The following is a 26,459-nucleotide window of genomic DNA, read 5'->3' on the forward strand; positions in this document are numbered from 1 at the left end:
ATAGTTGACAGGATATTTTTTTAAGCGACAGGAGCCGACACAATCGATGCTATTGTGTAAGGCGAGTTAGTGAGTTGTTTAGCGAAGGTCCCCTAGGACTTCGCGTAGAATGTCTAGTGACTTTAGTCACAGACATTCTTAACAAGTTGAAAGGAGCCTCATGGTAAAAACTGCTCAAATTATTGTTGATATACCACTTATGCAGACGGATAAGCCTTTTACCTATGTCGTACCGGAAGAAATGGAAAATCAAATTTCAGTCGGTGCTAGGGTGCATGTTCCTTTTGGGCGCAGCAATCGTCTCTTACAAGGCTTTGTAGTAGGCTTATCACAAGAGATGACAGAACAATCAGAGCTTAAAACTATTGCAGAGCTTCTGGATTTTGATCCTGTTCTGAATGAAGAACAGCTGCTTTTAGCTGATCAAATGCGCCGAACGGTTTTTTCTTATAAAATATCTATTCTTAAGTCCATGCTTCCAGGCCTTCTTAACAGCCAGTACGATAAGATTATAAAGGCGACAGCACAGCTGACATCAAAAGAGCAGGCAACTTTTTTTGACCATAAAGACAATATCCTTTATTCAGATTTGACGACGGAGCAGAAGGCTAAGATTCCTAGTTTAGTGCAGGCTGGCAAGGTGACAGTGGACTATCTGGCCAAGGACAAGCAGCATATCAAGACAGAAAAGCATTATGCGATTAATCGTGAACGACTTGAGGGGCTTGACATTACTGCACGAGCGAAAAGACGTTTGGAGCTGAGGAGCTTCCTTTTGGATAATGGCGGAGCTGGAAAACTGGCTGATTTGTATCGCAGATTTTCCCGAGAAGTCGTTAAGTTTTTCATTGAACAAAAAGCCCTTCTTATTACTGAGGTCGAAGTCAGCCGTACGGATGCCTATTTTGATAAGGTGAATCAGGTAGATTTTCTGGAGTTAAATCGTGAGCAGGCCGCAGTTGTTGAGCAGATTAACAGTCAGATTGGTCAGGATTCTAAGCCTTTTCTGTTAGAAGGGGTTACGGGTTCGGGCAAAACGGAGGTTTATCTGCATATTATTGACCATGTACTCAAACTGGGGAAAACAGCTATTGTTTTAGTACCTGAAATCTCTTTGACTCCTCAGATGACCAATCGGTTTATTTCGCGTTTTGGTGAGCAAGTGGCCATTATGCATTCTGGTTTGTCAGATGGTGAAAAGTATGACGAATGGCGTAAAATCAAGTCTGGTCAGGCTAAGGTTGTTGTTGGAGCTCGCTCTGCTATTTTTGCTCCACTGGAAAATATTGGTGCGATTATTATCGATGAAGAACATGAAGCTAGCTATAAACAAGAGTCTAATCCCCGTTATCACGCTCGCGATGTGGCCTTGCTTCGTGCCAAGTATCATCATGCAGTTCTAGTATTGGGCTCTGCAACCCCTTCTATTGAAAGCCGAGCACGTGCTAGCCGTCATGTTTACGAATTTTTACAGCTGACCAAACGTGCCAATCCTCATGCTAAAATCCCAGAGGTAGAAGTTCTGGATTTTCGTGATTTTATTGGTCAGCAGGAGACTGCCAATTATACCCCGGCTCTCTTGGAGCAGATAGCCAAGCGTCTGGAGAAGGGAGAACAGGTTGTTCTTATGCTTAATCGCAGGGGTTATTCCAGTTTTGTAATGTGTCGGGACTGCGGTTATGTTGACCAATGTCCAAACTGCGATATCTCCTTGACACTGCATATGACCACAAAAACTATGAACTGCCATTACTGCGGTTTTCAGAAAGCTATTCCTGCCAACTGTCCAAATTGTGACAGCCCTCATATTCGTTATTATGGTACAGGAACTCAGAAAGCTTACGACGAACTTAAGAAAGTCCTGCCGCAGGCTCGCATTATTCGAATGGACGTGGATACCACTCGCAAAAAAGGAGCACATGAGAAGCTTCTTGAGGATTTTGGCAAGGGCAGAGCTGATATTTTGCTGGGAACTCAGATGATTGCTAAGGGACTGGATTTTCCCAATGTGACCTTGGTTGGTGTTCTCAATGCTGACACTTCTTTGAATCTGCCTGATTTTCGAGCGGCTGAACGAACGTTTCAGCTGCTGACTCAAGTGGCAGGACGTGCAGGACGTGCAGATAAGGAGGGTCAAGTTCTTATTCAGACCTATAATCCTAACCATTATGCTATTCAATTTTCTCAGCAGCAGGATTACGAAGGTTTCTATCTTTATGAAATGAATATCCGCAGGCAGTTGGGCTATCCGCCATATTATTATACGGTTGGTCTGACCTTGTCCCATAAAGACGAGGAGATTTTGGTGCGTAAAAGTTATGAGGTTTTAACTATTTTGCGCAGCCATTTGTCTGATAAGGTCAAACTTTTAGGGCCAACGCCAAAACCTATCACGAGAACGCATAATCTTTACCACTACCAAATCATCATCAAATACCGTTTCGAGGATAATCTGGAGGCGACTTTGAATGAGATTTTAGATTTGACCCAAAATCCTGCCAATAAGGATTTACGGCTCATTATTGACCATGAACCGCAAAATATGATGTAAGGAAAGCAAAAAATGACAAAAACAAAACTTATTTTTATGGGGACTCCAGATTTTTCAGCGACAGTTCTTGAAGGCCTGCTGTCTGATAATCACTATAATATCGTGGCAGTAGTGACTCAGCCTGACCGTGCGGTCGGGCGTAAGAAGGAAATCCGCATAACTCCTGTTAAGGAGCTTGCATTGGCGCATGGTTTGCCTGTCTATCAGCCTGAAAAACTGTCAGGTTCAGATGAAATGGCACAGCTAATGAAGCTTGATGCAGATGGTATTGTGACAGCTGCTTTTGGTCAGTTTTTACCAACAAAACTTCTTAACAGTGTCAGCTTTGCGGTCAATGTGCATGCTTCCTTATTGCCTAAATACCGCGGCGGTGCGCCCATTCATTACGCCCTTATCAATGGTGATAAAGAAGCTGGCGTGACCATCATGGAAATGATTAAAGAGATGGATGCTGGTGATATGATCAGCCAGAAGGCACTGCCTATTCTTGCTGAAGATAATGTTGGTACGCTTTTTACTAAATTAGCAGTGCTGGGGCGGGATTTATTGTTGGAAACTTTACCAGCTTATATTGCCGGAGATCTTAAGCCAGTTCCTCAAGATAAAGACAAGGTAAGCTTTTCGCCTAATATTAGTCCAGAAGAAGAACGGATTGACTGGAACAAGCCAGCAGAGACAGTTTTCAATCAGATTCGCGGCATGTATCCTTGGCCTGTAGCTCATACGCTGCTTAAGGGCAGTCGTTTTAAAATTTATCAGGCGCAGCTTGCTGATGGGACAGGACAGCCTGGTCAAATTATTGAAAAAACGAAGAAAACATTGGTTGTTGCGGCTGACAGCGGAGCCATTTCCCTAAAAATAGTTCAGCCTGCTGGTAAGCCCAAAATGGCAATCAGCGATTTTTTAAATGGCGTGGGACGTACGCTTGAAGTGGGGGATAGCTTTGGCCAGTAAGTGGAAAATATCAGCACGAGGGTTGGCGCTTCATATCTTAGAAGAGGTTTTGCAAAATGGTGCCTACTCTAACATCGCTTTGAACAAAAATCTGAAGCGCAGCTCACTGTCAAAAGCGGATAGACGACTGGTCACCGAGATTGTCTATGGCACGGTGGCACAAAAGATAAGGCTGGAATGGCAGCTGGCACATGTTATTGAGGATAGAGACAAGCTTGAGCCTTGGGTCTATGATTTGCTGCTGCTCAGTCTTTATCAGTTGGCTTATTTAGATAAATTGCCTGCGCATGCCATTGTCAATGACGCAGTGGCCATTGCTAAAGATCGCGGCAGAAAAAAAGGTGCTGAAAAACTGGTTAATGCAGTGCTAAGAAAGCTGTCAAATATGGCTCTGCCAGATCCGGCTGACATCAAACGGGTTAACAAACGCTATTCGGTACAATATTCACTGCCTGTCTGGCTGGTAAAAAAGTTAATTGGCCAGTATGGTGAAAAGCGTGCGGTTGCTATTTTTCAATCCCTTTATGTGCGAAATAAAGCCAGCATTCGTGTGACTAATCCAGCTGAATTAGATGAAATTGCTGAGCAAACAAAGGCTCAGAGATCCCTCTTATCTCCAGTTGGTTTAACGAAATCTTCAGGACATTTTGCTGCCTCTGATTTGTTTCAAAATGGGAAGATTACTATTCAAGATGAGACCAGTCAGTTGGTTGCTCCGACCCTGTCTCTTTTGGGGAATGAAACTGTTTTAGATGCCTGTGCGGCACCTGGCGGTAAGACAGTGCATATTGCGTCTTACTTAACAACGGGTACTGTGACAGCTTTGGATCTTTATGATCATAAACTGGCTTTGATTGAGGACAATGCTAAACGTTTAGGCGTGGCAGAACGTATCAAAACGCAAAAGCTGGATGCAACTCAGGTGCACCGCTATTTTGCTAAGGACAGTTTTGATAAAATTTTGGTAGACGCGCCTTGTTCAGGGATTGGTCTCATACGTCGCAAGCCGGATATCAAATATAATAAGAATTTACAAGATTTTACTAACCTGCAAAAAACTCAGCTAACTATTTTATCTAGTGTTTGTCAAACCCTGCGTAAAGGTGGTATAATAACCTATAGCACTTGTACCATTGTGGCTGAGGAAAATCAGGAAGTTATTGCACGCTTTTTGGACAGTCACCCAGATTTCGAGCAAGTAAATTTAACGCATACGCAAAAGGATATTGTGGTAGATGGCTGTTTAGCAATCACACCTGAGCAATATCTAACTGATGGCTTCTTTATCGCCCAGCTGCGAAGGAAGGTCTAGTGTTTTAGAGGAGGAAATGCTGACGCAAGTCAGAAATGCATCTATGGAAATCTCATTATTAACTGATATTGGCCAAAAACGGTCAAATAATCAAGATTTTGTCAATAAATTTGTAAATAAGGCTGGCGTGACTTTGGTTGTTCTGGCTGATGGTATGGGAGGGCACCGTGCGGGTAATATTGCCAGCGAGATGTCTGTCACAGACTTAGGCCGTGACTGGATCCAAACCGATTTGACAGATTTGAGCAAAATACGTGATTGGATGATGGTGGCTGTTGAGTCTGAAAATAAAAAAGTCTATGAATTGGGTCAAACTGAAGATTACAAGGGAATGGGAACGACTATTGAAGTTTTAGCTCTTGTTGAAAATGCCGTTATTTTGGCCCATGTTGGCGACTCACGTGTTGGTCTTATCCGCAACGGTGAATACAGACAGCTGACTAGTGATCATTCCTTGGTGAATGCCCTTATTAAAGCAGGGCAGCTGACAGAAGAAGAAGCAGCGGTTCATCCGCAGCGCAATATCATCACGCAGTCGGTCGGTCAGTCAGGGCCGGTTGAGACAGACCTTGCCATTCAGCAATTAGAGCCAGGAGATTATATTCTTGCCAATTCGGATGGTCTGACCAATATGCTCTCGAAAGAAGAAATTGTTGCTATTGTCACAGGTGACGGCTTTATTGAAGAAAAGACCAGCCGTCTCATCAAGGCTGCTAATGAAGCTGGTGGCCTTGATAATATCACTGTGGCGCTGATTAAGGTTGAAAGTGAGGAAGGATAATGATCCAAGTAGGCAAATTGTTTGCTGGGCGTTATCGGATTCTCAAATCAATCGGACGTGGCGGTATGGCGGATGTTTACCTTGCCAATGACCTGATTTTAGATAATGAAGAAGTGGCAATTAAAGTTCTTCGAACGAATTATCAAACAGATCAGGTAGCGGTAACGCGTTTCCAAAGGGAAGCACGTGCTATGGCAGAGCTTAGTCATCCTAATATCGTTTCTATCCGTGATATTGGCGAAGAAGACGGTCAGCAATTCTTAGCGATGGAATATGTGGACGGCTCGGACTTGAAGAGATATATTCAAGACCACGCTCCTATTTCCAATCAGGAAGTTGTACGTATCATGGGAGAAGTGCTTTCTGCCATGACACTTGCCCATCAAAAAGGTATTATTCATAGGGATTTAAAGCCTCAAAATGTTCTCCTGACACGTGATGGAACTGCCAAGGTGACAGATTTTGGTATTGCCGTAGCTTTTGCGGAGACCAGTCTGACCCAGACTAATTCAATGCTGGGCTCGGTGCACTATTTGTCCCCAGAACAGGCTCGCGGATCTAAAGCAACCGTTCAAAGTGACATCTACGCTATGGGAATTATGCTTTTTGAGATGCTGACAGGCCATATTCCTTATGATGGCGATTCGGCAGTTACCATTGCCTTGCAGCATTTTCAGAAGCCCTTACCATCAATTTTAGCTGAAAACCGCAATGTACCGCAAGCTCTTGAAAATGTTGTCATCAAAGCAACAGCTAAAAAACTGGACAATCGTTACAAGACAACGCTGGAAATGAGCCGTGATCTTGTTACTAGCCTTCACCATAATCGCAGTCGGGAGCCTAAACTTGTTTTTGCAGATTTGACTGATACTAAGACTCTTCCAAAGGTTGATCCGTCTCTGCTAAATAATGGTGCTAAGAAAGCTTCGAAGCAAAAAGCAGCTCAGGCTAATCAGGCAGCACAGATTAACAAGCAAAATCAACAAAAGCCTAAGAAGAAAAAACGGACATTTCTGTCAACTCTTTTCAAAATCTTCTTTGCCATCATTTTTATTGCTATTATTGTTTTTGCTTATTTAATTTTTACAAATCCGTCTAGTACTAATGTGCCTGACGTAACAGGCTATGAACTCTCAACAGCCAAATCAAGCATTGAAGACGCTGGATTTAAGGTTGGAGATGTTAAAAAGATTGCCTCTGACGCTGTTGAAGAAGGCAAGGTTGTAAAAACAGATCCGAGTGCCGGCACTGAGAAAAAAGAAGGTTCAGAGATTGACATTTATGTTTCTTCTGGTGCTGAAGGCTTTGATATGCCAGACTACACCGGAGAAAGCTACGAAGATGCTGTTGCGGATTTGACCAAGAATTACAAAGTCAAGTCAAGTCAAATTGAGTACGAAGAAGTCTCAACGTCTGACTATACTGAAGGAACGATTATTTCTCAAACACCATCAGAAGGAGAAAGTTTTAATCCTTCTGATAGTGATGCTAAGATTACTTTCAAGGTTGCCGGCAGTGTGGATATCTCCATGCCAAATTTGACAGGTCAAAGCTATTCAAGTGCTATTTCAACCTTGACTGCTTTGGGAATACCAGAAAGCAATATCGCAGTTTATGATGCTTCTACTGGTCAGCAGCTTTCAAATGTTAGCAATTCTGCGACAGTATCTAGTACATCTCCATCTTACGGCTCAACCGTCAGTGTGGATGATACGATTATTATCTATGTGACCGAACCAAATTCGAGCTCGTCAAGTCACAGCGATCAGTCAAGTTCTGACAGCAGCTCCAGCGATTCAAGTCAATCCAGCAACACGTCAGACAGTTCATCGACTTCTAGCTAAAAAAACAAACTCAAGTCTCAGATAAACTTATCTGGGGCTTTTGTCATTTGTCATGAAATTTGATAAAATGGGATTTGTACCCCTTAAAAGAAAGGCTTGTATGACAAAATTTAATTTCTTTCTTTTGGTAGAAGCCCTGCTTTTGACCATGGCTCTTATCACCATTTTTGAAAATGATTTAACCAGTTTTATTTTTATTGTGGTTCTGACTCTTCTGGCGATCCGCTTTTTCAATAAGGAATCTAAAAGTGACTTTATCCTGACATGCAGCTTGATTTTGCTTTTTTTGGTTTCAATGCTAAATGCCTATGTTATTGTGGCTATTCTTTTTGGTGTGGCCTATGTTATGATTAATCATTTTTCACAGGTTAAACAAAAAAATCGCTACGCTCTTATTCAGTTTGAAGAAGAAGGGCTCGCTCCTCATCCAATTCGTAACCAATGGATTGGCAGCCGATTGGAACCTGTCAGTGATCGCTATGATTTTGAAGATATTAATATTATTCGTATCTTTGGAACTGATACGATTGATTTATCTCAGGTCATTGTGACAGGACGTGACAATGTTGTTATCGTTCAAAAAGTTTATGGCCCAACTACCATACTAGTTCCAATTGATGTTGCTGTTAAAGTTAACATTTCAGCATTTTACGGCTCTATTCGTTTTTTCAATCAGGGAGAATACGATTTGCGCTATGAAAGCCTAACCCTTCAAGGACGCGATTTTAGTCAAGCCAATCGTTCGGTTAAGTTAATTATCAATGTTGGAGCCGGTCCAGTGGAGGTACGTCACAAATGAAAAAACAGTATCTCTTATTAATTATTTCTTATGCTATTATTGTGGTATTGGGTGTTAGTTATTTTGTTCTGGCCAGTTTTGAACGCTCATTTGACCAGCTTTTAAAAGAAATTCCTCACCCAGAACGTCTCATTATTAATATCATTTTTTTGATTCTTGGTCTGGTTATCTTGCTTTTTGTTTTTTGGTCTCTTGCTAATGACAATAGCATGCGCGGGGTCAATAAAGATTTGCGGCGTATTATTAATAATCAGCCTATTCAGCGTCAGGCAGAATTAGAATTGGATAAAAACCTGATTCGTCTGTCGCACAAGGTGCGTAAACTGACAGCTGATTTGCAGAAAACAGAAAACAGACAAACGCTGAAATCTCAGGATATTATAAAAAAAGAGCGCAGCCGTATTGCCCGCGATTTGCATGATACGGTCAGTCAGGAGCTTTTTGCTGCCAGCATGATTCTATCTGGAGTATCCCAGACACTTGATCAATTAGACCAAGAAAATCTGCGCAAGCAGCTCAAGGCAGTTGAGGATATTCTAACCGATGCTCAAAATGATCTGCGGGTATTGCTTTTGCATTTGCGGCCTACAGAACTTGAGAATAAAAGCTTAAAAGAAGGCTTGTTGATGATTTTAAAAGAACTGACAGATAAATCAAATATTCGTGTTCTGTTTAAATGTAAGGTTAAGAAAGTACCCAAACGTATTGAAGATAATCTTTTTCGGATTGCTCAGGAATTTATTTCCAATACTTTGAAGCATGCTAAGGCTAATCAACTGGAAGTTTATCTATATCAAAATAATTTAGAAATTCAGCTGAAAATGCTTGATGATGGTATCGGTTACGACTTAGATGTTTCTACTGACGAGCTCAGCTATGGTCTTAAAAATATTCAGGAACGGGTTGATGATATGGCGGGAAATGTCAGTTTTCTATCGGCCAAAGGTAAGGGAACATCAATGGACATCCGTGTGCCGATTTTGAAAGGAGAAAAGAATGACGAAAATTAGTGTGCTCCTAGTTGATGACCATGAAATGGTGCGTCTGGGGCTTAAAGGCTTTCTGAATTTGCAGGAAGATGTTGAAGTGGTTGAGGAAGCCAGTAATGGCCGTGAGGGAGTCGAATTAGCTCTTCAATTGCGTCCAGATGTCGTGGTTATGGATCTGGTTATGCCAGAATTAGACGGTGTTCAAGCAACTTTAGAACTTCTTAAGGAATGGCCGGAGGCTAAAATTTTGGTCTTGACCAGCTATCTGGACAATGAAAAAATCTATCCTGTTATTGAAGCAGGTGCCAAGGGCTACATGTTAAAAACGTCCAGTGCAGCTGAAATTCTAAATAGTATCCGAAAAGTTGCTAGGGGAGAACAAGCCATTGAGACTGAGGTGGACAATAAAATCAAATACCATGACAGTCATCCGGATTTGCATGATGAGCTTACCGCACGTGAGCGAGATATCCTTGCTCTGTTGGCTAAGGGCTATGATAATCAGACGATTGCTGATGAGCTTTTCATTTCTCTTAAAACGGTTAAAACACATGTCTCTAATATTTTGGGAAAACTAGATGTTGACGACCGTACTCAGGCTGTGGTCTATGCCTTTAAACACCATCTAGTCGCACAAGATGACGATTAAATGATATAATAATAACGAACGTTTTCCGCTTTTGTTTTTAGAAGAAAGGACGGTAAAATGACACTAAGTGCCAAAACCAAATACAAAGCTAAAAAAATCAAAATTGTTTTCTTTGATATTGATGACACACTACGGGTTAAAGATACAGGCTATATGCCTGACAGTATCAAAGCGGTTTTTGCTACTCTTAAGAAGAAGGGAATTTTAACAGGAATTGCTTCAGGGCGTGCCCTTTACGGTGTTGTACCGGAAATCCAAGCCCTCAAGCCTGATTATTTTGTTACGATTAATGGTTCTTATGTCATTGATAAGGAGGGTGAGGAAGTTTTTAATCAGCCTTTATCACGCGATTTAACCAAAAAATATGTGGATTGGTGTCAAAAGCAAGGGATTGCCTATGGCTTTGCCGGAAAAGACAAACCTGTTGTTTCAGAACATACCCCTTTGGTTGATGACGCTCTGGTTCCTGTCTATGGCGATTGTGATGCAGAGCCTGATTTCCATCTGTCTAATGATGTCTATCATATGTGGACCTTTGCAGAAAATAATGCAGAGCTGCAATTACCAGATGAGTTATCAACAGAAGTTCGCCTAGTGCCTTGGCATGAACATTCGTCTGATGTGGTTCAAAATGGTATTTCCAAGGCCTCGGGTGTTAGTCAGGTATTAGCAAAAGAAGGTTTTAAACCCGAAAATGTTATGATGTTTGGTGATGGTCCCAATGATATGGAAATTTTTGACTATGTTGGCCTCAAAATTGCCATGGGAAACAGTGTCCCTGAAATTAAAGAAAAAGCAGATTACGTTACAACTACAGTAGAAGAAGATGGCATTTTTAATGCCTTGGAGAAACTAGGAATGGTAGAAAAAAAACTTAACTTTCCGCAGCTTGACTTAGGTTTGGCAGACGGACCTGTCGCAACAATCAAAACCAATTATGGAAATTTAGCTATCAAACTCTTTCCAGAACAGGCCCCAAAAACAGTAGCTAACTTTGTGGGGCTTGCCCAAAAAGGCTATTATGATGGTATCATTTTCCATCGTATTATCCCAGATTTTATGATTCAAGGCGGTGATCCAACTGGTACGGGCATGGGCGGTGAATCTATTTACGGTGATAGCTTTGAGGATGAATTTTCTGAGGAGCTGTATAATTTGCGGGGAGCTCTTTCTATGGCAAATGCTGGTCCCAACACAAACGGCAGCCAGTTCTTTATCGTTCAAAATGCTAATCTGCCTTATTCTGCAAAGGAATTGTCACGTGGCGGCTGGCCAGAAGCGATTGCAGAAGCTTATGCGGCTGATGGTGGAACACCGCATCTTGACCGCCGGCATACCGTTTTTGGGCAATTGCTTGATGAAGATTCATTTGAGGTACTGGATAAGATTGCAGCAGTAGAAACAGGTGCTCAAGATAAACCTATTGAAGACGTTATTATTGAAACAATTGAGGTTGCAGATTGATGAAAATTGGTGATAAACTTTCAGGTGTTATCACCGGTATTAAGCCTTATGGAGCCTTTGTATCTTTGGAAAATGGAACAACAGGCTTGATTCATATTTCTGAAATCAAAACAGGCTACATTGATAACATCTACAATACGCTTAAGGTAAACCAAGAAGTCCTTGTTCAGGTCATGGACTATGACGAATTTACACAGAAAGCCAGCCTTTCTTTGAGAACGCTTGAAGAAGAAAAACATAAGATTCCTCATAGACATCGCTTTTCAAACAGTCGTTATAAAATCGGATTTAAGCCGTTGGCAGAAGCGATGCCCGTCTGGGTTGAAGAAGGCATGGCCTTTTTGAAAGCAGAAAAAGAAGACTAGGTCGCATGACCCAGTCTTCTTTAGTATTAAAAAACTAAAACAAGAAGTTCCTGTTACTTTATAAGTATTCTAATACTACCCTGTCGGTTTTCTCAATAGAGCGGCTTGTCGGTATCTTTTTGCCCCTCCTTAAAAAACACGATAGACATAAGGATTATCTGGTTCGTCAACTGTTGACAAGCTGGTAATATTAAGGATGGGCAGGGTCTGGTTGAGGCTTTGATAGTAATCCACCGAAATCGTTCCCTGTGCCTTGACCCAAGTATTGTCCTTATAGCTAGCGGTATTTCCAGTAGTTGCTAGGCCATAAACACCTGAGTCTGCGATGCAGTGAATAATACCAAAACGAAAGATAAACTGGTAGCCTTTATTTTCCGGATCATTGTAAACGAAACCAGTATAGCTGACGTTTTTTCCGATAAACTCATCAGGGTATTCGTAGATGAGTTCCATAACTTCCATATAGTTTTCGGTTGTAATTGTGATAAGATCTTTGTCTTTATACTTTGCCAGTTCTTTTTTCATTTCGGATGAATAAGCTGACGCTGTAAAGTAGGAGCTGGTGTCTGGTTTTAGGTATTGAATGGTGACACCGTCCTCCTCAGCAGTAGCAGCATCGCTTCCAGCGGCTAAGGGGAAATGATATCCCTTGGCAGAAACTGTAGTTGCATCCAGTGATACAGTAGGTACTAAAAGGCCGACAGCAACTGGGAAAGCCAGCATTAGCAAGCTCATTAGCTTTGCTATTTTCCCAGATAAGTGAGATTCAACCTTGAGATTTTTCATCCAAACAATAAGCTGAACAACTGCCAAGCCAAATGAGAGGATCATAGAGAGATAAGCCAGATAAGAATAATGAACATTGATGTACTGATCCAGTTTACCAGAAATCTGAAGGTACATTGCCAGTTCAAAATAACCTGCCAGAATCAAAAATCTAAGCATCTATAACACCCCCGCAGCTAAACAATAGACGATGGTGACAAAACTAGCAACACTGACAAACAATAAGACAAAACGCGTTTTAAAATGATGCGTCATCATCAGTAGATTTTTAATGTCAACCATAGGACCAATCAAAAGAAAAGCTATCGTTGGTGCTGATCCAAAAGTTGATAGGAATGATGCTCCAATAAAGGCGTCTGCTTCAGAGCACAGAGATAGGATAAAAGCCAAAAGCATCATGATGAGAATGGCCGTAAAACTATTGTGACTAATGGTAGTCAACAGCCGTGTTGGCACATAAATCTGCATTGTTGCCGCCACTAGACTCCCAAAAACTAAATAACGTCCCGTATCAAAAAATTCGTCAATAGCATGAACCAAGGCTTCAAAAAATTTTTTCCCTTTGGGGAGCTGACTGTAGTCATGCCTATGTATAGATTTATGAGACGTTTTTAAAATATCTGGATTGACTGCAAATCCCAACAAAATTCCAAGAGTTACAGCGATAATAAACGCTCCTAACAACCGTAAGCTAACATAGTACCAAGAATTTCCAAATGCTGTGTAGGTAGCAAAAAGAACGATAGGGTTGATAATAGGAGCTGTGGCCATAAATGGGATAGCTGTGTAGCTAGGCACTTTCTTTTCTAAAAAGCGTGTGATAATAGGAACAATACCGCACTCACAAGAAGGAAAAATAAAACCTGCAAAAGTTCCAAATAAAATAGCTAGTATTTTATTTTTGGGTAAAAAGCGCTGCACTTTTTCGGGTGTGATATAGATTTCAATAAAGCCTGAAAAGACAGACCCCAATAAAACAAAAGGCAAGGCTTCAATGATAATTGACAGAAAAACAGCTAAGAGCTGAAGAACACTGTCTGGCAGGTTATTAAAAATTACCATGAAAATCAGTCCTTATCCTTCTCATCCTCCTCATTTTCTTTAGGTCCATCAGCTGCTGACTTTTCAAAGTCAGGAATTGCAGCAAATGCTGCCATCATGTTTTCAAGTTCATCAGATTTTTTTTGAACGACTGCCATATCTTGGCCTCCTTTGGTAAATAAAGATAATCCTATTATACTATCAATTACTAAAAATTTCTGTAAAGAACTATAGGTTTAAAATAATTGTAAAGAGAGTTTCTTTTAAAAGTTATGAAACTGACCAAGAGCCGTACATATGCCTTTTGACTATGATATAATAGAAAACATGGAAAATATGATTCACACTCAAATCAGCCAAGACTTGGGGCTGACAAAAAATCAAGTCGAAAAAGTTCTGTCTATGGCAGCAGAAGGCAATACAATCCCTTTCATGGCTCGTTACCGTAAAGAAATGACGGGTAATTTGGATGAAACACAAATTAAGGCAATCATTGATTTGGATAAGAGTTTAACGGCTTTAGCAGATCGCAAAGAGACAGTCCTTGCTAAGATCGAAGCACAAGGGAAACTCATACCTGAGCTCAAAAAGGCTATTGAATCGGCGACTAAATTGGCAGATGTCGAAGAACTCTATCTGCCTTATAAGGAAAAACGCCGTACCAAAGCAACCATAGCCCGTGAAGCAGGACTCTTTCCGCTAGCGCGTTTAATCTTGCAAAATAGCTCTGCTCTTGAAGCGGAAGCTGAAAAATTAACCAGCGAGGCTTTTCCGACAGCCGAGAAAGCTTTGGCTGGAGCAGTTGATATTTTGACAGAAGCAATGTCCGAAGATGCTAAACTGCGTTCATGGACTTATAATGAAATTTGGAAAAACAGTCAAATCAGCTCGGCTCTTAAGGACGACAGCTTGGATGCTAAGCAAGTCTTTCAAATTTACTATGATTTTTCTGATCAAGTTTCTAAATTGCAAGGGTATCGCATACTCGCTCTTAATCGCGGTGAAAAATTAGGCGTTCTTAAAGTCAGTTTTGTTCATCATTTTGAAAAAATGTATCGCTTTTTCAGCGCTCGTTTTAAGGAAAAAAATAGTTATATTGATGAGGTCATTCAACAAACCCTCAAGAAGAAGATTATTCCTGCTATGGAGCGCCGTATTCGTACGGAGCTGACTGAGGGCGCAGAAGATGGAGCTATCAAGCTCTTTTCAGACAATCTGCGCAGCCTTCTTCTAGTATCTCCGCTTAAAGGCAAAATGGTACTTGGTTTTGATCCGGCCTTTCGGACAGGAGCCAAATTAGCAGTGGTTGATCAAACAGGAAAGCTGATGACTACTCATGTTATCTATCCGGTGGCACCAGCCAGTAAGGCAAAAATTGAGCAATCTAAAAAGGAATTAGCCGAGCTTATCCAGTCCTATCAGATTGAACTGATTGCAATCGGAAATGGAACGGCCAGTCGTGAGAGTGAGGCTTTCGTTGCCGATGTTCTCAAGGACTTCCCAGAGACCTCTTATGTCATTGTTAATGAAAGCGGAGCTTCTGTCTATTCAGCTTCTGAGCTGGCGCGTCAGGAATTTCCAGATTTGACCGTAGAAAAACGCTCTGCCATTTCCATTGCCCGCCGTTTGCAAGATCCGCTGGCTGAGCTGGTCAAAATTGATCCTAAATCTATCGGAGTTGGTCAGTATCAGCACGATGTCAGTCAGAAAAAACTGTCTGAGAATCTGGATTTTGTTGTTGATACGGTTGTCAATCAGGTCGGGGTTAATATCAATACTGCCAGTCCAGTCTTACTTTCTCATGTATCTGGTCTTAACAAAACCATCTCAGAAAATATTGTTAAGTACCGCGAAGAAAATGGTCAAATTCAATCGCGTGCGGAAATTAAAAAAGTCCCTCGTTTGGGTAGCAAAGCCTTTGAACAGGCTGCAGGTTTTTTGCGCATTCCCAATGCGGCTAATATTCTTGATAATACTGGTGTTCACCCAGAATCTTACGCTGCTGTTGAAGAACTCTTTAACATGCTGTCTATTAAAGAGCTGGATGCTGAAGCTTTGGAAAAATTGCAGAGCTTGGATATTACTGCAACAGCTGAAAAACTTGGTCTGGGTAAAGAGACGCTAAAGGATATCATTGCTGATTTGCTAAAACCAGGCCGTGATTTGCGTGACGACTTTGAAGCACCCGTTCTGCGTCAGGACGTTTTAGATCTTAAGGATTTGCAGTTGGGACAAAAACTGGAAGGAACTGTTCGCAATGTTGTTGATTTTGGTGCATTCGTAGATGTTGGCGTTCATGAAGATGGACTTATCCATATTTCTGATATGAGCAATAATTTTGTTAACCACCCCAGCCAAGTTGTGTCTGTTGGAGATATTGTGACTGTCTGGGTAACAAAAATTGATCTTGAACGGGAAAAACTTAATCTCTCCTTGGTGGCTCCACGTGAATCTTACTGAGTATGTCAAGCAGGTATCCTTAGAAGATTTTGGCTGGGAATTTAAGCATAATGCTGACTGGAATAAACGTTTACGAACAACAGGCGGCAGATTTTTTCCGAAAGACGGACACCTAGATTTCAATCCCAAAGTTTATGATGAGCATGGAATTGCCGTTTTTCGCAAAGTTGTGCGGCACGAGCTCTGCCATTACCATCTTTACTATCAAAAAAGAGGTTATCAGCATAAAGATAAGGACTTTAAAGAGCTTCTGCTTGCTGTTGATGGGTTGCGCTATGCTCCTAAACTCAAAAACAGCCAGAAGCCGATTCACATTTATCGCTGCTGTTTTTGCGGTCAAATTTACCAACGCAAACGTCAAATAGCGGTTAAGCACTATTGCTGTGGTCAATGCGGTGGAAAATTAATCAAGATGAAAAGTCAAAATCAGCCCTAGGGCTGATTTTTTTTTCAGCATTTTGGGTTATGATAGTGTAAAATAAAGGCAGGAGGAAAGGTCATGAACGGTCAATTTTATAAAATGCGGAAAAATCGTATCTTTGCCGGAGTCCTTGCAGGTTTATGTGATAAATTTGGCTGGGATCTTGTTTTGGTGCGGATTTTATATGCTGTATTTACTTATTTTTCTATAGGTTTTGGTATCTTTTTCTATATTCTTTTGGCTTTTCTCTTACCTTACAAGGAAGATATTTATCATGAAGACCGCACAGCAGACGGCCGTAAACGTAAGGATGCCGATGTTGTAGATGACGATGAGTGGTTTTGGTGAGTTTAAACAGGCACCCTTCTTTAACATTTTTTATTTGCCTATAAATGTTAGATTATAAATGAGAGCGCTGCTTTGCCAGTGCTTCTTTTATTTTTAGGTTCTGTTATGTCCCTGAAAATCTTTTATGGTACAATAGAAACATCTATATTTGGGAGGAAGCAGTGATGACTGTAACTGTAAAAATGCTTGTTGATAAGGTCAAGCTTGAAGTGGTCTATGGTTCGGAAAAGCTCTTACAAAAGCTTATTACGACAGCGGATATTTCGCGGCCTGGTCTTGAGATGACAGGTTATTTTGACTATTATGCACCTGAGCGTATTCAGCTGGTTGGAATGAAGGAATGGTCTTATTTGATGGCTATGACATCTCATAATCGCTACTCAGTTTTGCGTGCCATGTTCAAACCAGAGACCCCAGCAATCATTGTAGCGCGGGATCTTGAAATTCCTGAAGAGATGATTCAGGCAGCAAAAGAAGAAGGGATTGCAGTGCTGACTTCTCGTATCCCGACCTCATCTTTAGCGGGTGAAATTTCTTGGTACTTGAATTCCTGCTTAGCAGAACGTACCAGTGTGCATGGCGTTTTGATGGATATCTACGGTATGGGAGTCCTGATCCAAGGCGATTCGGGTATCGGTAAGAGTGAAACGGGCCTTGAATTGGTGAAGCGGGGACATCGTCTCGTTGCAGATGATCGCGTAGACCTTTATGCCAAAGATGAGGAGACCCTCTGGGGAGAACCAGCAGAAATTCTTCGTCACTTGCTTGAAATTCGAGGTGTCGGTATCATTGATATTATGAGTCTTTACGGTGCTAGCGCCGTGCGAAATTCTTCGCAGGTACAGTTAGCCATTTACCTTGAAAATTTTGAAGCGGACAAAGTTTTTGACCGTTTGGGTAATGGCAATGAAGAGATTGAGCTGCAGGGAGTCAGTATTCCTCGTGTGCGCATCCCAGTCAAAACAGGACGAAATGTTTCAGTCGTTATTGAAGCGGCAGCCATGAATCATCGGGCCAAGCAGATGGGATTTGATGCGACACAAACTTTTGAGGATCGCTTGACTAATCTTATCAGCCAAAATGGTGAAAACTAATGGGTTATGTTATCAATCCTATTGCCTTTGAATTAGGTCCTTTTGCAGTACGTTGGTATGCTATTTGTATCGTATCTGGTATGTTATTGGCTGTCTGGCTGGCCATGAAAGAAGCTCCACGTAAGGGGATTAATCCGGATCAGATTTTGGATTTTATCCTTCTTGCTTTTCCCATAGCCATTGTTGGTGCACGAATTTATTATGTCATCTTTGATTGGGATTATTATGCCAAAAATCCGAGTGAAATTTTCGTCATTTGGCACGGTGGTCTTGCTATCTACGGAGGTCTGATTGCTGGTGCTGCGGTTCTTTATTACTTTGCTAGACGTCATGTTATTAATGTTTTGGATTTTTTGGACATTGCTGCGCCGGGAGTTATGTTGGCACAAAGCATAGGCCGCTGGGGAAACTTCATTAATCAAGAAGCTTATGGCAAAGCTGTAACTCATTTGAATTACCTCCCCGCATTTATCCGAAATCAGATGTATATTAATGGCAGCTATCGTGTTCCGACTTTCTTGTACGAAAGTCTTTGGAATTTGTTCGGTTTTATTCTTATTGTGATCCTGCGCAGACGCTCTGGCTTGCTCAAACAAGGTGAAGTTGCAGCTTTTTATTTGATCTGGTATGGTTGTGGACGTTTTGTTATTGAAGGCATGCGAACAGATAGTTTGATGTTTGCAGGACTCAGGGTCTCTCAATGGCTTTCCTTTGTGCTTGTTGTTTTAGGAGCCCTGCTTATTTATCGCCGAAAAAACCATGAACTTCCGGATTATGAATAGAAAGGCTGGTCAGCTGGCAGATACTCTGCTATAATGTAAGAAAAAATTGAAGCCAGTTTTGGCTGTAAAAAGGAGAAGTCTATGGCAGAAATTGCTTTTTTAATCATCGCTATTGCACTAGCGGCAGTTCTAGTCGCTTTTATACCAACTATTTTGCGCTTGCGCAAGGTCGTAGAAGAAGCTGAGGAAACAATTAGTGTGCTTCGCAGCGATTTTAATGTAACGCTTAACCAAACCAATGAAATCCTAGCTAAGGCCAATGTTTTAGTTGAAGATGTCAATGGTAAAGTTTCAACCATTGATCCGCTTTTTGTTGCTATCGCTGATTTGTCTGAAAGTGTCTCAGATCTTAACACTCAAGCACGTCATTTAGGGGCTAAGGCTTCATCGGCCGGTGCAACCGTTGGTAAAGCCGGCACCGCTTATACTGTGGGTAAAGTCGCTTCAAAACTTTTCCGTAAAAAGAATAAGACAAATTAAGGAGGAAATCTTATGAGTAAATTTCTAAATACATTGATTATCGGTGCTGCGTCAGGTGCAGCCGTGGCCTACTTTTTGACAACTGAAAAAGGCAAAGCTGCCAAAGCGCGTTTTCAAGAAGAGGTCGCCAGTTATAAAGAAGACCCAAAGGCTTATCAGGAACAGGCCTTTGAAAAGGCAGCTGGCTATAAAGATAAAGCTGTAGATACGTTTCAAGATTATAAAACTAAATTTGAAAATGGTGAAATCACAGCTGAGGATTTGACTCAGGCTGTTCAGGAAAAAACAGCTCAGGCAGCGGCTTTTGCTAAAGACAGTTTTGAATTGATTAAAGAAAAAGCCAATCAAATTCAGCGAGAAGCAGAAAAAACTTCTGACAAAACTGAAGCGGAAGTTGATGATATTGTCATTGAATTAGCAGATTCTCAGCCAGAAGCCGAAGAAGATGCGGCTGGTAAAGATGATAATGAAGAATAAGCCGCTCTTTGAATAAATAGGAGCTTTATCAACATTAAAAGAGGACTAAAACCTCTTTTTTATTTAAAGATTTTTTTAGATGAGATAAACAAAAATTCCCAATCAGACCTGTAATGATGGATTGATGTCTAGGGGTGAAAAAATGAGCCGGTTTTTTTGTTATAATAAGAAAAGAACGGAGAAATTTCAGTATGACAAAACCTTTATCGGACATGACCTTGGAAGAACTCTGGCAATTGTTTCCTATTTTTCTTGTGCCACACAAAAAAGAGTGGGATGATTGGTATCAGAATGAAGAAAAGCAGCTCTTGCAACTATTTCCAAACACAAGCATCAAAAGGATTTCTCATATAGGCAGCACTGCCATTCCTAACATCTGGGCTAAAAATATTGTGGATATTTTATTAGAAATTCCTGAAACAGCAGATTTACAATATTTCAAAAAGCAGTTGCTAGATGCTGGCTATCTCCTCATGTCTGAAAGCGAGAAACGTGTGTCTTTCAATAAGGGGTATACAGAAGCTGGCTTTGCTCAGAAAGTGTTTCATCTTCATTTACGTTATCAAGGTGATCATGATGAACTTTATTTTAGGGATTATTTAAGAGAACACCCAGAAATTGCTAAAGAATATGAACGTTTAAAGCTTGCTTTATGGAAAGAGTACGAACATAATCGTGATGCTTATACAGACGCTAAGACTCATTTCATTAAAAAATATACGCAGCAAGCAAAGAAAGACTACAAGGAGAGCTACTGATGTTAAAAATGGTTCTTATTCTTTTTGTTCTAGCAGTACTAAGTTATATTCTGCTCAAATATCTCATCAGCCAGTCCAAACGTCCATCAGGTTTTGTTGGCAGAAGCATGATGAGGATTTGGAATAAGGCCTATTTACCGATGGCGCAGTGGGCTTTATCTGTGCTTCCTAAAAAATCTTATGGGCATATCTTGGATATTGGGGTTGGCAATGGCGCATCGACTGCCTACCTTGGCCAACTTTTTCCCGATAGCCAAATCAAGGGCATGGACATTTCTACGGAGGCTATTTCCCAAGCCCAGCAGCGTTACCAGCTAGAAGGAGTCACTTTTGAAGTCATGGATGTCAGTCAGCTGTCTTATCCTGATGACCGTTTTAATCTTGTCTGTGCCTTTCAGACGCATTTTCATTGGCCAAATTTGACTCAGGCAATGCTTGAAATCAAGCGCGTGCTGACAAATGATGGTCTCTTCATCATAGCTTGCGAGCAAAGCAAAATCAATTATTATTTGCCAGATTTGAAAGAAAAAGAAGAGTTTGCTGATTATTTGGCTAATGTTGGGCTGACCCTGGTTGATTATCAGAAATACTCTGCTTGGGTTTGTTATATCGTAATGAAAAGTAGTAGTATGTAGAGGCTAATTATTGAGTGTATGAACATGAACTAGATTTTTTACATACTCTAAATACCAAAAGAGTCCAATCAATTATTTTCTAGAAAATTTCAATCTTATTTCAATATTGATAGGTTATACTGTAGTCAGTAGGCTGTGGGTTTGTACTGTTGCCTTTATCTGTCTTTTGCTGTGATGAAAAATGGCGCTACTATTGAACTTGCGCAACTAAGGATTTTAGAAATTTGGAACAAGTTGCTGCCTCTTTACAAGTCAGACTGGCCAGAGTTTATGGACTCCTTGTCAACTGTAGTGGGTGACCTATAACTAAACGCGAGAGAGAATCAGATTGGTTCTCTCTTTGCATGTTTAAAGCGATGAGAATTTTAGTTTTAAAGTTTTTGAAGTTTCGAAAACCAAAAGCATTGTGTTTGATGTCCTTGATAAGCTCGTATTTCAATCCGATTAAATCGGTGGTATTGAAAGATGTTCCATATGAGTCTTTCTAATGAGTTGTTTTGTCGCTTTTCATTATAAGTCATATGGGACTTTTTTTCATACAGTCAAAAAGCCCTATAATATCTGAATGAGATTTACCCACTACAGATATTATAGAGCCAATAAAAAAACAAACCTTCAGGCTTGTTTTTTTGCTTTTAAAGTTTTAATGCCATACTGAACAAGAGCCTGTAAACCAATACTGATGGTTACTGCCCAGAATAAGGACCAGAAAGTTGAAATTTCTGCTGATAGAAATAGGAAGGCTATGAGAACAGTTGAGATACAAAAACTAGAAAGACGTCCGAAAAACACTAAATCTTGTAGTTTAATACTATTACTGTTTAAGTCTTGATATTCCTGATAAACAGGGGTATTTTGGACGTCTTGTTCTATTTCTTCATAATAATCAAAACGCCGATTCAAATTATCTGACATAGCTCCTCCTTTCATAATTTATGTCTATAATATCATAAATTATTTGACTTGCCTAGTCTTTTTGGTATTTTTTTGCTATTTTTGAGTATTCGAATACTCTATCTTAGTATGAAATTTTAGTAAAAAAGGGCAAAAACTTATGATATAATACTTATTATGAAAAAAATAGTCATTACAGCGACCGCAGAAAGTGTTGAACAGGCTCAGGAACTGTTAGCGCTTGGTGTGGATCGTCTTTATATCGGGGAAAAAGCATTTGGTCTTCGTTTACCAAAGACTTTTTCATTTGCAGAAATGCGTCAAATTGCTAAGCTTGTGCATGATGCTGGCAAGGAACTGACCGTGGCAGTTAATGCTCTTATGCATCAGGACATGATGGATGCCTTGCCAGAGTATCTGGACTTTTTAGAAGAGATTAAGGCTGATTATATTACTGTCGGAGATGCAGGTGTATTTTATATTTGTCAGCGGGATAACCGTCCTTTTAAAACCATTTATGATGCTTCAACGATGGTAACTTCCAGCCGCCAAATTAATTTTTGGGGAAAGACAGCAGGAGCTTCTGAGGCAGTTATTGCGCGTGAGATTCCATCAGAGGAACTTTTTATCATGGGCGATCAGCTTGAGATTCCTGGTGAACTCTTAGTTTATGGCGCCAGCATTATTCATCAGTCTAAGCGTCCTCTTTTGCAAAATTACTATAATTTTACTCATATTGATGATGAAAAAACACGCGAACGCGATTTGTTTTTGGCTGAGCCTAATGATCCAGATTCTCATTATTCGATTTATGAGGATAATCATGGGACACATATTTTTGCCAACAATGATTTAGATTTGATGACCAAGTTGCCAGAAGTCATTGCGCATGGCTTTGATCATTGGAAATTGGATGGTATTTATTGTCCGGGTGAAAATTTTGTTAAGATTACAGAGTATTTTGTTAAGGCGCGTGATCTGATACAAAAAGGATCCTTTAGCCAAGATCAGGCTTACCTTTTTGACCAAGAAATTCGTAAGCTTCATCCGCATAATCGTAATTTGGATACTGGATTTTATGACTACACTCCAGATATGGTTAAATAGTTGATTAGCTGCACAGCCTTTATGCTGAGGCTGTGTCTTCCTTTTATTTTCATCTATCTTGTAAATAGAACAGAAAAGAGTAAATATGTCAGAAAAGATATTAAAACGACCAGAGGTTTTATCACCTGCTGGGACACTTGAAAAATTGAAAGTTGCCGTTGATTATGGTGCAGATGCTGTTTTCATTGGCGGTCAGGCTTATGGCTTGCGCAGCCGTGCAGGAAATTTCTCAGACGAGCAGATGCGTGAGGGTGTCGAATATGCGCATGCCCGAAATGCTAAAGTTTATGTAGCGGCTAATATGGTTACCCACGAAGGAAATGAAAAAGGTGCTGGGGAGTGGTTCCGCAATCTTCGCGACATGGGAATTGATGCCGTTATTGTGTCAGATCCTGCCTTGATTGAGATTTGTGCGACAGAAGCGGAAGGGCTGGAAATTCATTTATCTACTCAGGCTTCAGCAACCAATGTTGAAACCTTCAAATTCTGGAGCAAATATGGTTTAACCCGTGTTGTTTTAGCGCGTGAGGTTAATATGGAAGAATTAGCTGAGATTCGCCGTCGTACTGATGTAGAAATTGAAGCATTCGTTCATGGTGCTATGTGTATTTCTTACTCAGGACGCTGTACGTTGTCAAATCACATGTCAATGCGTGATGCCAACCGCGGAGGCTGCTCTCAGTCATGCCGCTGGAAGTATGACCTTTACGATATGCCCTTTGGTCAAGAACGTCGAAGTCTAAAAGGCGAGGTTCCTGAGGAATATTCTATGTCTGCAGTGGACATGTGCATGATTGATCATATTCCTGATTTGATTGAAAATGGTGTTGATTCTCTGAAGATTGAGGGTCGTATGAAATCAATTCATTACGTATCAACTGTTACCAACTGTTATAAAGCAGCAGTTGATGCTTATATGGAAAGCCCAGAGAAATTTTATGCTGTTAAGGATGAGTTAATTGATGAGCTCTGGAAAGTTGCTCAGCGTGAACTGGCTACAGGGTTCTACTATGGGACACCGACTGAAAATGAACAGCTCTTTGGAGCACGCCGTAAAATTCCTCAATATAAATTTGTTGGTGAGGTGGTTGCTTTTGATTCAGAGGAAATGACAGCGACTATCCGCCAGCGTAATGTCATTTTAGAAGGTGATACCGTTGAATTTTATGGTCCAGGTTTCCGTCATTTTGAGTGTTATATTGAAGACCTTCATGACGCAGAAGGCAATAAAATTGATCGTGCACCAAATCCAATGGAATTGTTGACTATCACGGTTCCGCAAGAAGTCAAGCCGGGAGATATGATTCGCTCTTGCAAAGAAGGTCTCATTAACCTTTATCAAAAAGATGGCTCAAGCAAGACGGTGCGTGCTTGATGGCAGTAGCGATTTATGGTCTGTTGGTTGACCGTCAAAGCAGGTGTCAGCACTATCAGACTGACCTGGATATTGTAGCCTTGAAATGTTTTGGCTGTCAGCGTTACTATGCCTGTTATTTATGTCATGATACTTTGGAGAATCATTCTTATCAGGCTTACCCAAGCTCTTATAGCAGAGATAAAGCAGTTGTCTGTGGTGTCTGTTATTATGAAATGACGATTGAACATTATCAAAAAAGCAAAGCCTGTCCCAATTGTCAATCTCGGTTTAATCCCAACTGCGCCAAACATCGTAATATTTATTTTATTTCTAAATAGGTATTTACAAGCAAAAACGAGAGTTACTTGAAGTAGCTCTCGTTTTTTAAAGCATTGAAAATGGGTTTTGCAAGTAAAGCGACGATAAGTCCTTTTACCAGATCAGGAATGATAAAAGGCAGCACTCCAACCGAAAAAGCAGTCTGCCAATCAAACTTTCCTAGAAAATGCAGACTTATTATTCCAAATAGGAAAACGATGAAATCGCCCAAAAAGAAAGCTAAAAAATTTCTCCAAACAGGGCTGTTAACATGGATAAAATAGGAGGTCAGACAGGCAAAAAATGGATAGGCTAAAAGATAACCGGCATTAGGTCCCAAAAGAGCTTGAAATCCACCGCTTCCTCCTGCAAAAACTGGTAAACCAATTGCTCCCAGCAGAAGGTATAAACAAGCAGCCAGAGTTGCCTCTTTGGGTTTAAAAACAGCAGCAACTAAGCCGATAGCAAACGTTTGAAGGGTTATGGGAACCGTGCCAATAGGCAGTGTCAGCTGAGCCAATGCTGCAATAATCGCAGCACCAAAAGCCGGTAAAATAACGGGATAGATTTTTTGAGAAGACATAAGTTAACCTCTTTATATTTTGTAGTTAACTTAATTATAGAATAGAAATTAAAATAAGTCAATGCTGTATAAAAAGATTATATTCTGATACTAGCAATCGCTTTGATGGCTAACAGGCGGAGTAAATATAAAAACCAAGACCATCATGTCCTTAAGGGATTTGCTTGATCTTGATTTTGTTAATATTGGCTAAAGGGACAATAACAGTCAGTTTAGTAATGTCCTGACTAACAAAAATACGTTGATTGCCTTTATCATAGCGCAGCACTTTTCCAGAGATAACCTTTTCTTGGTAGGCAATTTGGACTTTCTGATTAGAACGTAAAGCCTCTGTAATAGTATCTACGAGATATTTTTGATGAAGATTATTGGGTGCTGGCTTGGTTCTGCCAGATTCGATAAATTCACGAATTTGCTGTTTTGTTTGGTCTAATAGGTTTTTCATGGCTTTTTCCTATGATAATTGATAAAATAATTATATACTAATTTGATTTATTTTTAAATATTTTTGATGCAAAAACCGAATAACTATGTAGGAGGTAATTTAATGGCTGAATTTACATTTGAAATTGAAGAAAAACTTTTGGTACTCTCTGAAAATGACAAAGGATGGACCAAAGAATTAAACCGAGTGAGTTTCAATGGAGCTCCGGCTAAGTATGATATTCGCAGCTGGAGTCCAGACCATAGCAAAATGGGTAAAGGTATTACGCTGACCAATGAAGAATTTCAGACCTTGGTTGAAGCTTTTAAGAATTAAAGAACTGTTGATTTTTTAGGAGACAGATTTCAGTTTCGTGCCAGTATAACGCATGAAACAAGAAAGAGGTTAGGGTAGCTATGTACTGACCCAAAAAAGTTGGACAACTAATTAGTGAAAGGATTTAGTTCTGTATTGCATAGAACTGAGTCCTTTTCTACCATTTGTCAAGTCTATCAACGGTTTTGAGAACTATTTTTTAAAGATATAGTAGATTGGCAAATTTCAAGTTGAAGTTAGCCACTTTGTAAAAACTCTCTGGGAGATTTGTAACCAAGTAGTTTCTTGGGATAGTTGTTCATCCAATTTTCAATGAATGCGATCAAAGAGCTGGTCGCATTTTGAGTCCCCTTTGGTAACCAGCGTCGAATCAAGCGATTATGGTTCTCATTGGTTCCCCTCTCTCAAGAAGCATAAGGATGAGCATAATAAATATGATCAGGACTAAAG

Annotated in this window: 29 protein-coding genes and 1 pseudogene; 23 read left to right on the plus strand and 7 right to left on the minus strand. The window is 40.5% G+C overall.

All coding sequences use genetic code 11. The features are described from left to right. Positions 1-160 precede the first annotated feature (160 nt). From ACVRZ8_RS10005 to ACVRZ8_RS10050, 10 genes are all read left to right on the plus strand, one after another. Positions 161-2,551: a primosomal protein N' gene (locus ACVRZ8_RS10005; protein WP_447449184.1), complete on the plus strand. Its 2,391-nt coding sequence runs from the start codon at positions 161-163 to the stop codon at positions 2,549-2,551. A 12-nt stretch (positions 2,552-2,563) separates the two neighbouring features. Beyond that, positions 2,564-3,505 (plus strand): methionyl-tRNA formyltransferase, encoded by a 942-nt coding sequence (gene fmt / locus ACVRZ8_RS10010; protein ID WP_447449185.1) that lies wholly within the window; start codon positions 2,564-2,566, stop codon positions 3,503-3,505. Further along, entirely contained in the window at positions 3,495-4,817 is a 1,323-nt protein-coding gene (gene rsmB, locus ACVRZ8_RS10015; RefSeq protein ID WP_447449214.1) for a 16S rRNA (cytosine(967)-C(5))-methyltransferase RsmB, read from the plus strand. The genes fmt and rsmB overlap by 11 nt, the downstream gene beginning before the upstream one ends. A 43-nt stretch (positions 4,818-4,860) precedes the next feature. Further along, positions 4,861-5,598 carry a Stp1/IreP family PP2C-type Ser/Thr phosphatase gene (locus ACVRZ8_RS10020; RefSeq protein WP_447449186.1) on the plus strand — a complete coding sequence of 246 codons (738 nt, stop codon included), beginning with the start codon at positions 4,861-4,863 and terminating at the stop codon, positions 5,596-5,598. Beyond that, entirely contained in the window at positions 5,598-7,442 is a 1,845-nt protein-coding gene (gene pknB, locus ACVRZ8_RS10025; protein WP_447449187.1) for a Stk1 family PASTA domain-containing Ser/Thr kinase, read from the plus strand. Before ACVRZ8_RS10020 ends, pknB begins: the two co-directional genes overlap by 1 nt. A 100-nt stretch (positions 7,443-7,542) precedes the next feature. After that, positions 7,543-8,241, plus strand: coding sequence for a cell wall-active antibiotics response protein LiaF (gene liaF, locus ACVRZ8_RS10030; protein ID WP_447449188.1), 699 nt, complete (start codon positions 7,543-7,545; stop codon positions 8,239-8,241). Next, complete coding sequence (locus ACVRZ8_RS10035; RefSeq protein WP_447449189.1) at positions 8,238-9,251, plus strand: envelope stress sensor histidine kinase LiaS; 1,014 nt, start codon at positions 8,238-8,240, stop codon at positions 9,249-9,251. The genes liaF and ACVRZ8_RS10035 overlap by 4 nt, the downstream gene beginning before the upstream one ends. Next, a complete protein-coding gene (locus ACVRZ8_RS10040) occupies positions 9,238-9,879 on the plus strand; it encodes a response regulator transcription factor (protein ID WP_447449190.1) in 642 nt (213 codons plus the stop codon). Before ACVRZ8_RS10035 ends, ACVRZ8_RS10040 begins: the two co-directional genes overlap by 14 nt. A gap of 57 nt (positions 9,880-9,936) precedes the next feature. Further along, positions 9,937-11,343, plus strand: a complete 1,407-nt coding sequence (locus ACVRZ8_RS10045; RefSeq protein ID WP_447449191.1) for a bifunctional Cof-type HAD-IIB family hydrolase/peptidylprolyl isomerase — start codon at positions 9,937-9,939, stop codon at positions 11,341-11,343. Continuing rightward, positions 11,343-11,708: a S1 RNA-binding domain-containing protein gene (locus ACVRZ8_RS10050; protein ID WP_447449192.1), complete on the plus strand. Its 366-nt coding sequence runs from the start codon at positions 11,343-11,345 to the stop codon at positions 11,706-11,708. The genes ACVRZ8_RS10045 and ACVRZ8_RS10050 overlap by 1 nt, the downstream gene beginning before the upstream one ends. A 129-nt stretch (positions 11,709-11,837) precedes the next feature. On the opposite strand, the gene ACVRZ8_RS10055 is transcribed toward ACVRZ8_RS10050, so the two are convergent. The 3 genes from ACVRZ8_RS10055 to ACVRZ8_RS10065 are packed head-to-tail and all read right to left on the minus strand — an operon-like array spanning position 11,838 to position 13,693. Next, positions 11,838-12,653, minus strand: a complete 816-nt coding sequence (locus ACVRZ8_RS10055) for a TIGR03943 family putative permease subunit (protein ID WP_447449193.1) — start codon at positions 12,651-12,653, stop codon at positions 11,838-11,840. After that, the gene (locus tag ACVRZ8_RS10060) at positions 12,654-13,556 is read right to left on the minus strand and encodes a permease (RefSeq protein WP_447449194.1); all 903 of its coding nucleotides are present in this window, start codon (positions 13,554-13,556) and stop codon (positions 12,654-12,656) included. It abuts the gene before it with no gap. Between the two features lie 5 nt (positions 13,557-13,561). Continuing rightward, the gene (locus tag ACVRZ8_RS10065; RefSeq protein ID WP_447449196.1) at positions 13,562-13,693 is read right to left on the minus strand and encodes an SPJ_0845 family protein; all 132 of its coding nucleotides are present in this window, start codon (positions 13,691-13,693) and stop codon (positions 13,562-13,564) included. Between the two features lie 169 nt (positions 13,694-13,862). Between ACVRZ8_RS10065 and ACVRZ8_RS10070 the strand changes: the two genes are divergently transcribed. The 9 genes from ACVRZ8_RS10070 to ACVRZ8_RS10110 all read left to right on the plus strand — a co-directional run bounded on the left by ACVRZ8_RS10070 (position 13,863) and on the right by ACVRZ8_RS10110 (position 20,990). Further along, complete coding sequence (locus tag ACVRZ8_RS10070; protein WP_447449197.1) at positions 13,863-15,995, plus strand: Tex family protein; 2,133 nt, start codon at positions 13,863-13,865, stop codon at positions 15,993-15,995. After that, entirely contained in the window at positions 15,982-16,431 is a 450-nt protein-coding gene (locus tag ACVRZ8_RS10075; protein ID WP_447449198.1) for a SprT family protein, read from the plus strand. The genes ACVRZ8_RS10070 and ACVRZ8_RS10075 overlap by 14 nt, the downstream gene beginning before the upstream one ends. Positions 16,432-16,494: 63 nt before the next feature. Further along, positions 16,495-16,764, plus strand: a complete 270-nt coding sequence (locus ACVRZ8_RS10080; protein WP_447449199.1) for a PspC domain-containing protein — start codon at positions 16,495-16,497, stop codon at positions 16,762-16,764. A 164-nt stretch (positions 16,765-16,928) separates the two neighbouring features. Next, positions 16,929-17,858 (plus strand): HPr(Ser) kinase/phosphatase, encoded by a 930-nt coding sequence (gene hprK / locus ACVRZ8_RS10085; RefSeq protein ID WP_447449200.1) that lies wholly within the window; start codon positions 16,929-16,931, stop codon positions 17,856-17,858. Next, positions 17,858-18,640 (plus strand): prolipoprotein diacylglyceryl transferase, encoded by a 783-nt coding sequence (gene lgt, locus ACVRZ8_RS10090; protein ID WP_447449201.1) that lies wholly within the window; start codon positions 17,858-17,860, stop codon positions 18,638-18,640. The genes hprK and lgt overlap by 1 nt, the downstream gene beginning before the upstream one ends. Before the next feature lie 81 nt (positions 18,641-18,721). Then, entirely contained in the window at positions 18,722-19,120 is a 399-nt protein-coding gene (locus ACVRZ8_RS10095; protein WP_447449202.1) for a DUF948 domain-containing protein, read from the plus strand. 12 nt (positions 19,121-19,132) lie between these two features. After that, on the plus strand, positions 19,133-19,597 hold the full coding sequence (locus tag ACVRZ8_RS10100) for a YtxH domain-containing protein (RefSeq protein ID WP_447449203.1): 465 nt from the start codon (positions 19,133-19,135) through the stop codon (positions 19,595-19,597). A gap of 191 nt (positions 19,598-19,788) precedes the next feature. Next, positions 19,789-20,355 carry a GrpB family protein gene (locus tag ACVRZ8_RS10105; protein WP_447449205.1) on the plus strand — a complete coding sequence of 189 codons (567 nt, stop codon included), beginning with the start codon at positions 19,789-19,791 and terminating at the stop codon, positions 20,353-20,355. Beyond that, positions 20,355-20,990 (plus strand): class I SAM-dependent methyltransferase, encoded by a 636-nt coding sequence (locus ACVRZ8_RS10110; RefSeq protein ID WP_447449206.1) that lies wholly within the window; start codon positions 20,355-20,357, stop codon positions 20,988-20,990. Before ACVRZ8_RS10105 ends, ACVRZ8_RS10110 begins: the two co-directional genes overlap by 1 nt. A gap of 615 nt (positions 20,991-21,605) precedes the next feature. On the opposite strand, the gene ACVRZ8_RS10115 is transcribed toward ACVRZ8_RS10110, so the two are convergent. Further along, complete coding sequence (locus ACVRZ8_RS10115; RefSeq protein ID WP_447449207.1) at positions 21,606-21,905, minus strand: DUF3270 domain-containing protein; 300 nt, start codon at positions 21,903-21,905, stop codon at positions 21,606-21,608. 156 nt (positions 21,906-22,061) lie between these two features. Between ACVRZ8_RS10115 and ACVRZ8_RS10120 the strand changes: the two genes are divergently transcribed. From ACVRZ8_RS10120 to ACVRZ8_RS10130, 3 genes are all read left to right on the plus strand, one after another. After that, positions 22,062-22,991 (plus strand): peptidase U32 family protein, encoded by a 930-nt coding sequence (locus ACVRZ8_RS10120; protein WP_447449208.1) that lies wholly within the window; start codon positions 22,062-22,064, stop codon positions 22,989-22,991. A gap of 85 nt (positions 22,992-23,076) precedes the next feature. Continuing rightward, the gene (locus tag ACVRZ8_RS10125) at positions 23,077-24,366 is read left to right on the plus strand and encodes a peptidase U32 family protein (RefSeq protein WP_447449209.1); all 1,290 of its coding nucleotides are present in this window, start codon (positions 23,077-23,079) and stop codon (positions 24,364-24,366) included. Next, complete coding sequence (locus ACVRZ8_RS10130) at positions 24,366-24,686, plus strand: CHY zinc finger protein (protein ID WP_447449210.1); 321 nt, start codon at positions 24,366-24,368, stop codon at positions 24,684-24,686. Before ACVRZ8_RS10125 ends, ACVRZ8_RS10130 begins: the two co-directional genes overlap by 1 nt. 23 nt (positions 24,687-24,709) lie before the next feature. Here the strand turns inward: ACVRZ8_RS10130 and ACVRZ8_RS10135 are convergent, their stop codons facing one another. Next, positions 24,710-25,249 carry a biotin transporter BioY gene (locus ACVRZ8_RS10135; RefSeq protein ID WP_447449211.1) on the minus strand — a complete coding sequence of 180 codons (540 nt, stop codon included), beginning with the start codon at positions 25,247-25,249 and terminating at the stop codon, positions 24,710-24,712. A 151-nt stretch (positions 25,250-25,400) separates the two neighbouring features. Continuing rightward, positions 25,401-25,694 carry a hypothetical protein gene (locus tag ACVRZ8_RS10140; RefSeq protein ID WP_447449212.1) on the minus strand — a complete coding sequence of 98 codons (294 nt, stop codon included), beginning with the start codon at positions 25,692-25,694 and terminating at the stop codon, positions 25,401-25,403. 102 nt (positions 25,695-25,796) lie between these two features. Here ACVRZ8_RS10140 and ACVRZ8_RS10145 point away from each other — a divergent pair, with 102 nt between their 5' ends. After that, positions 25,797-26,009 carry a YdbC family protein gene (locus tag ACVRZ8_RS10145; protein WP_447449213.1) on the plus strand — a complete coding sequence of 71 codons (213 nt, stop codon included), beginning with the start codon at positions 25,797-25,799 and terminating at the stop codon, positions 26,007-26,009. A gap of 236 nt (positions 26,010-26,245) precedes the next feature. Here ACVRZ8_RS10145 and ACVRZ8_RS10150 read toward each other — a convergent pair. Continuing rightward, positions 26,246-26,459: pseudogene (locus ACVRZ8_RS10150) on the minus strand (transposase); the annotation flags it as partial.

Source organism: Streptococcus dentiloxodontae, assembly GCF_053206925.1.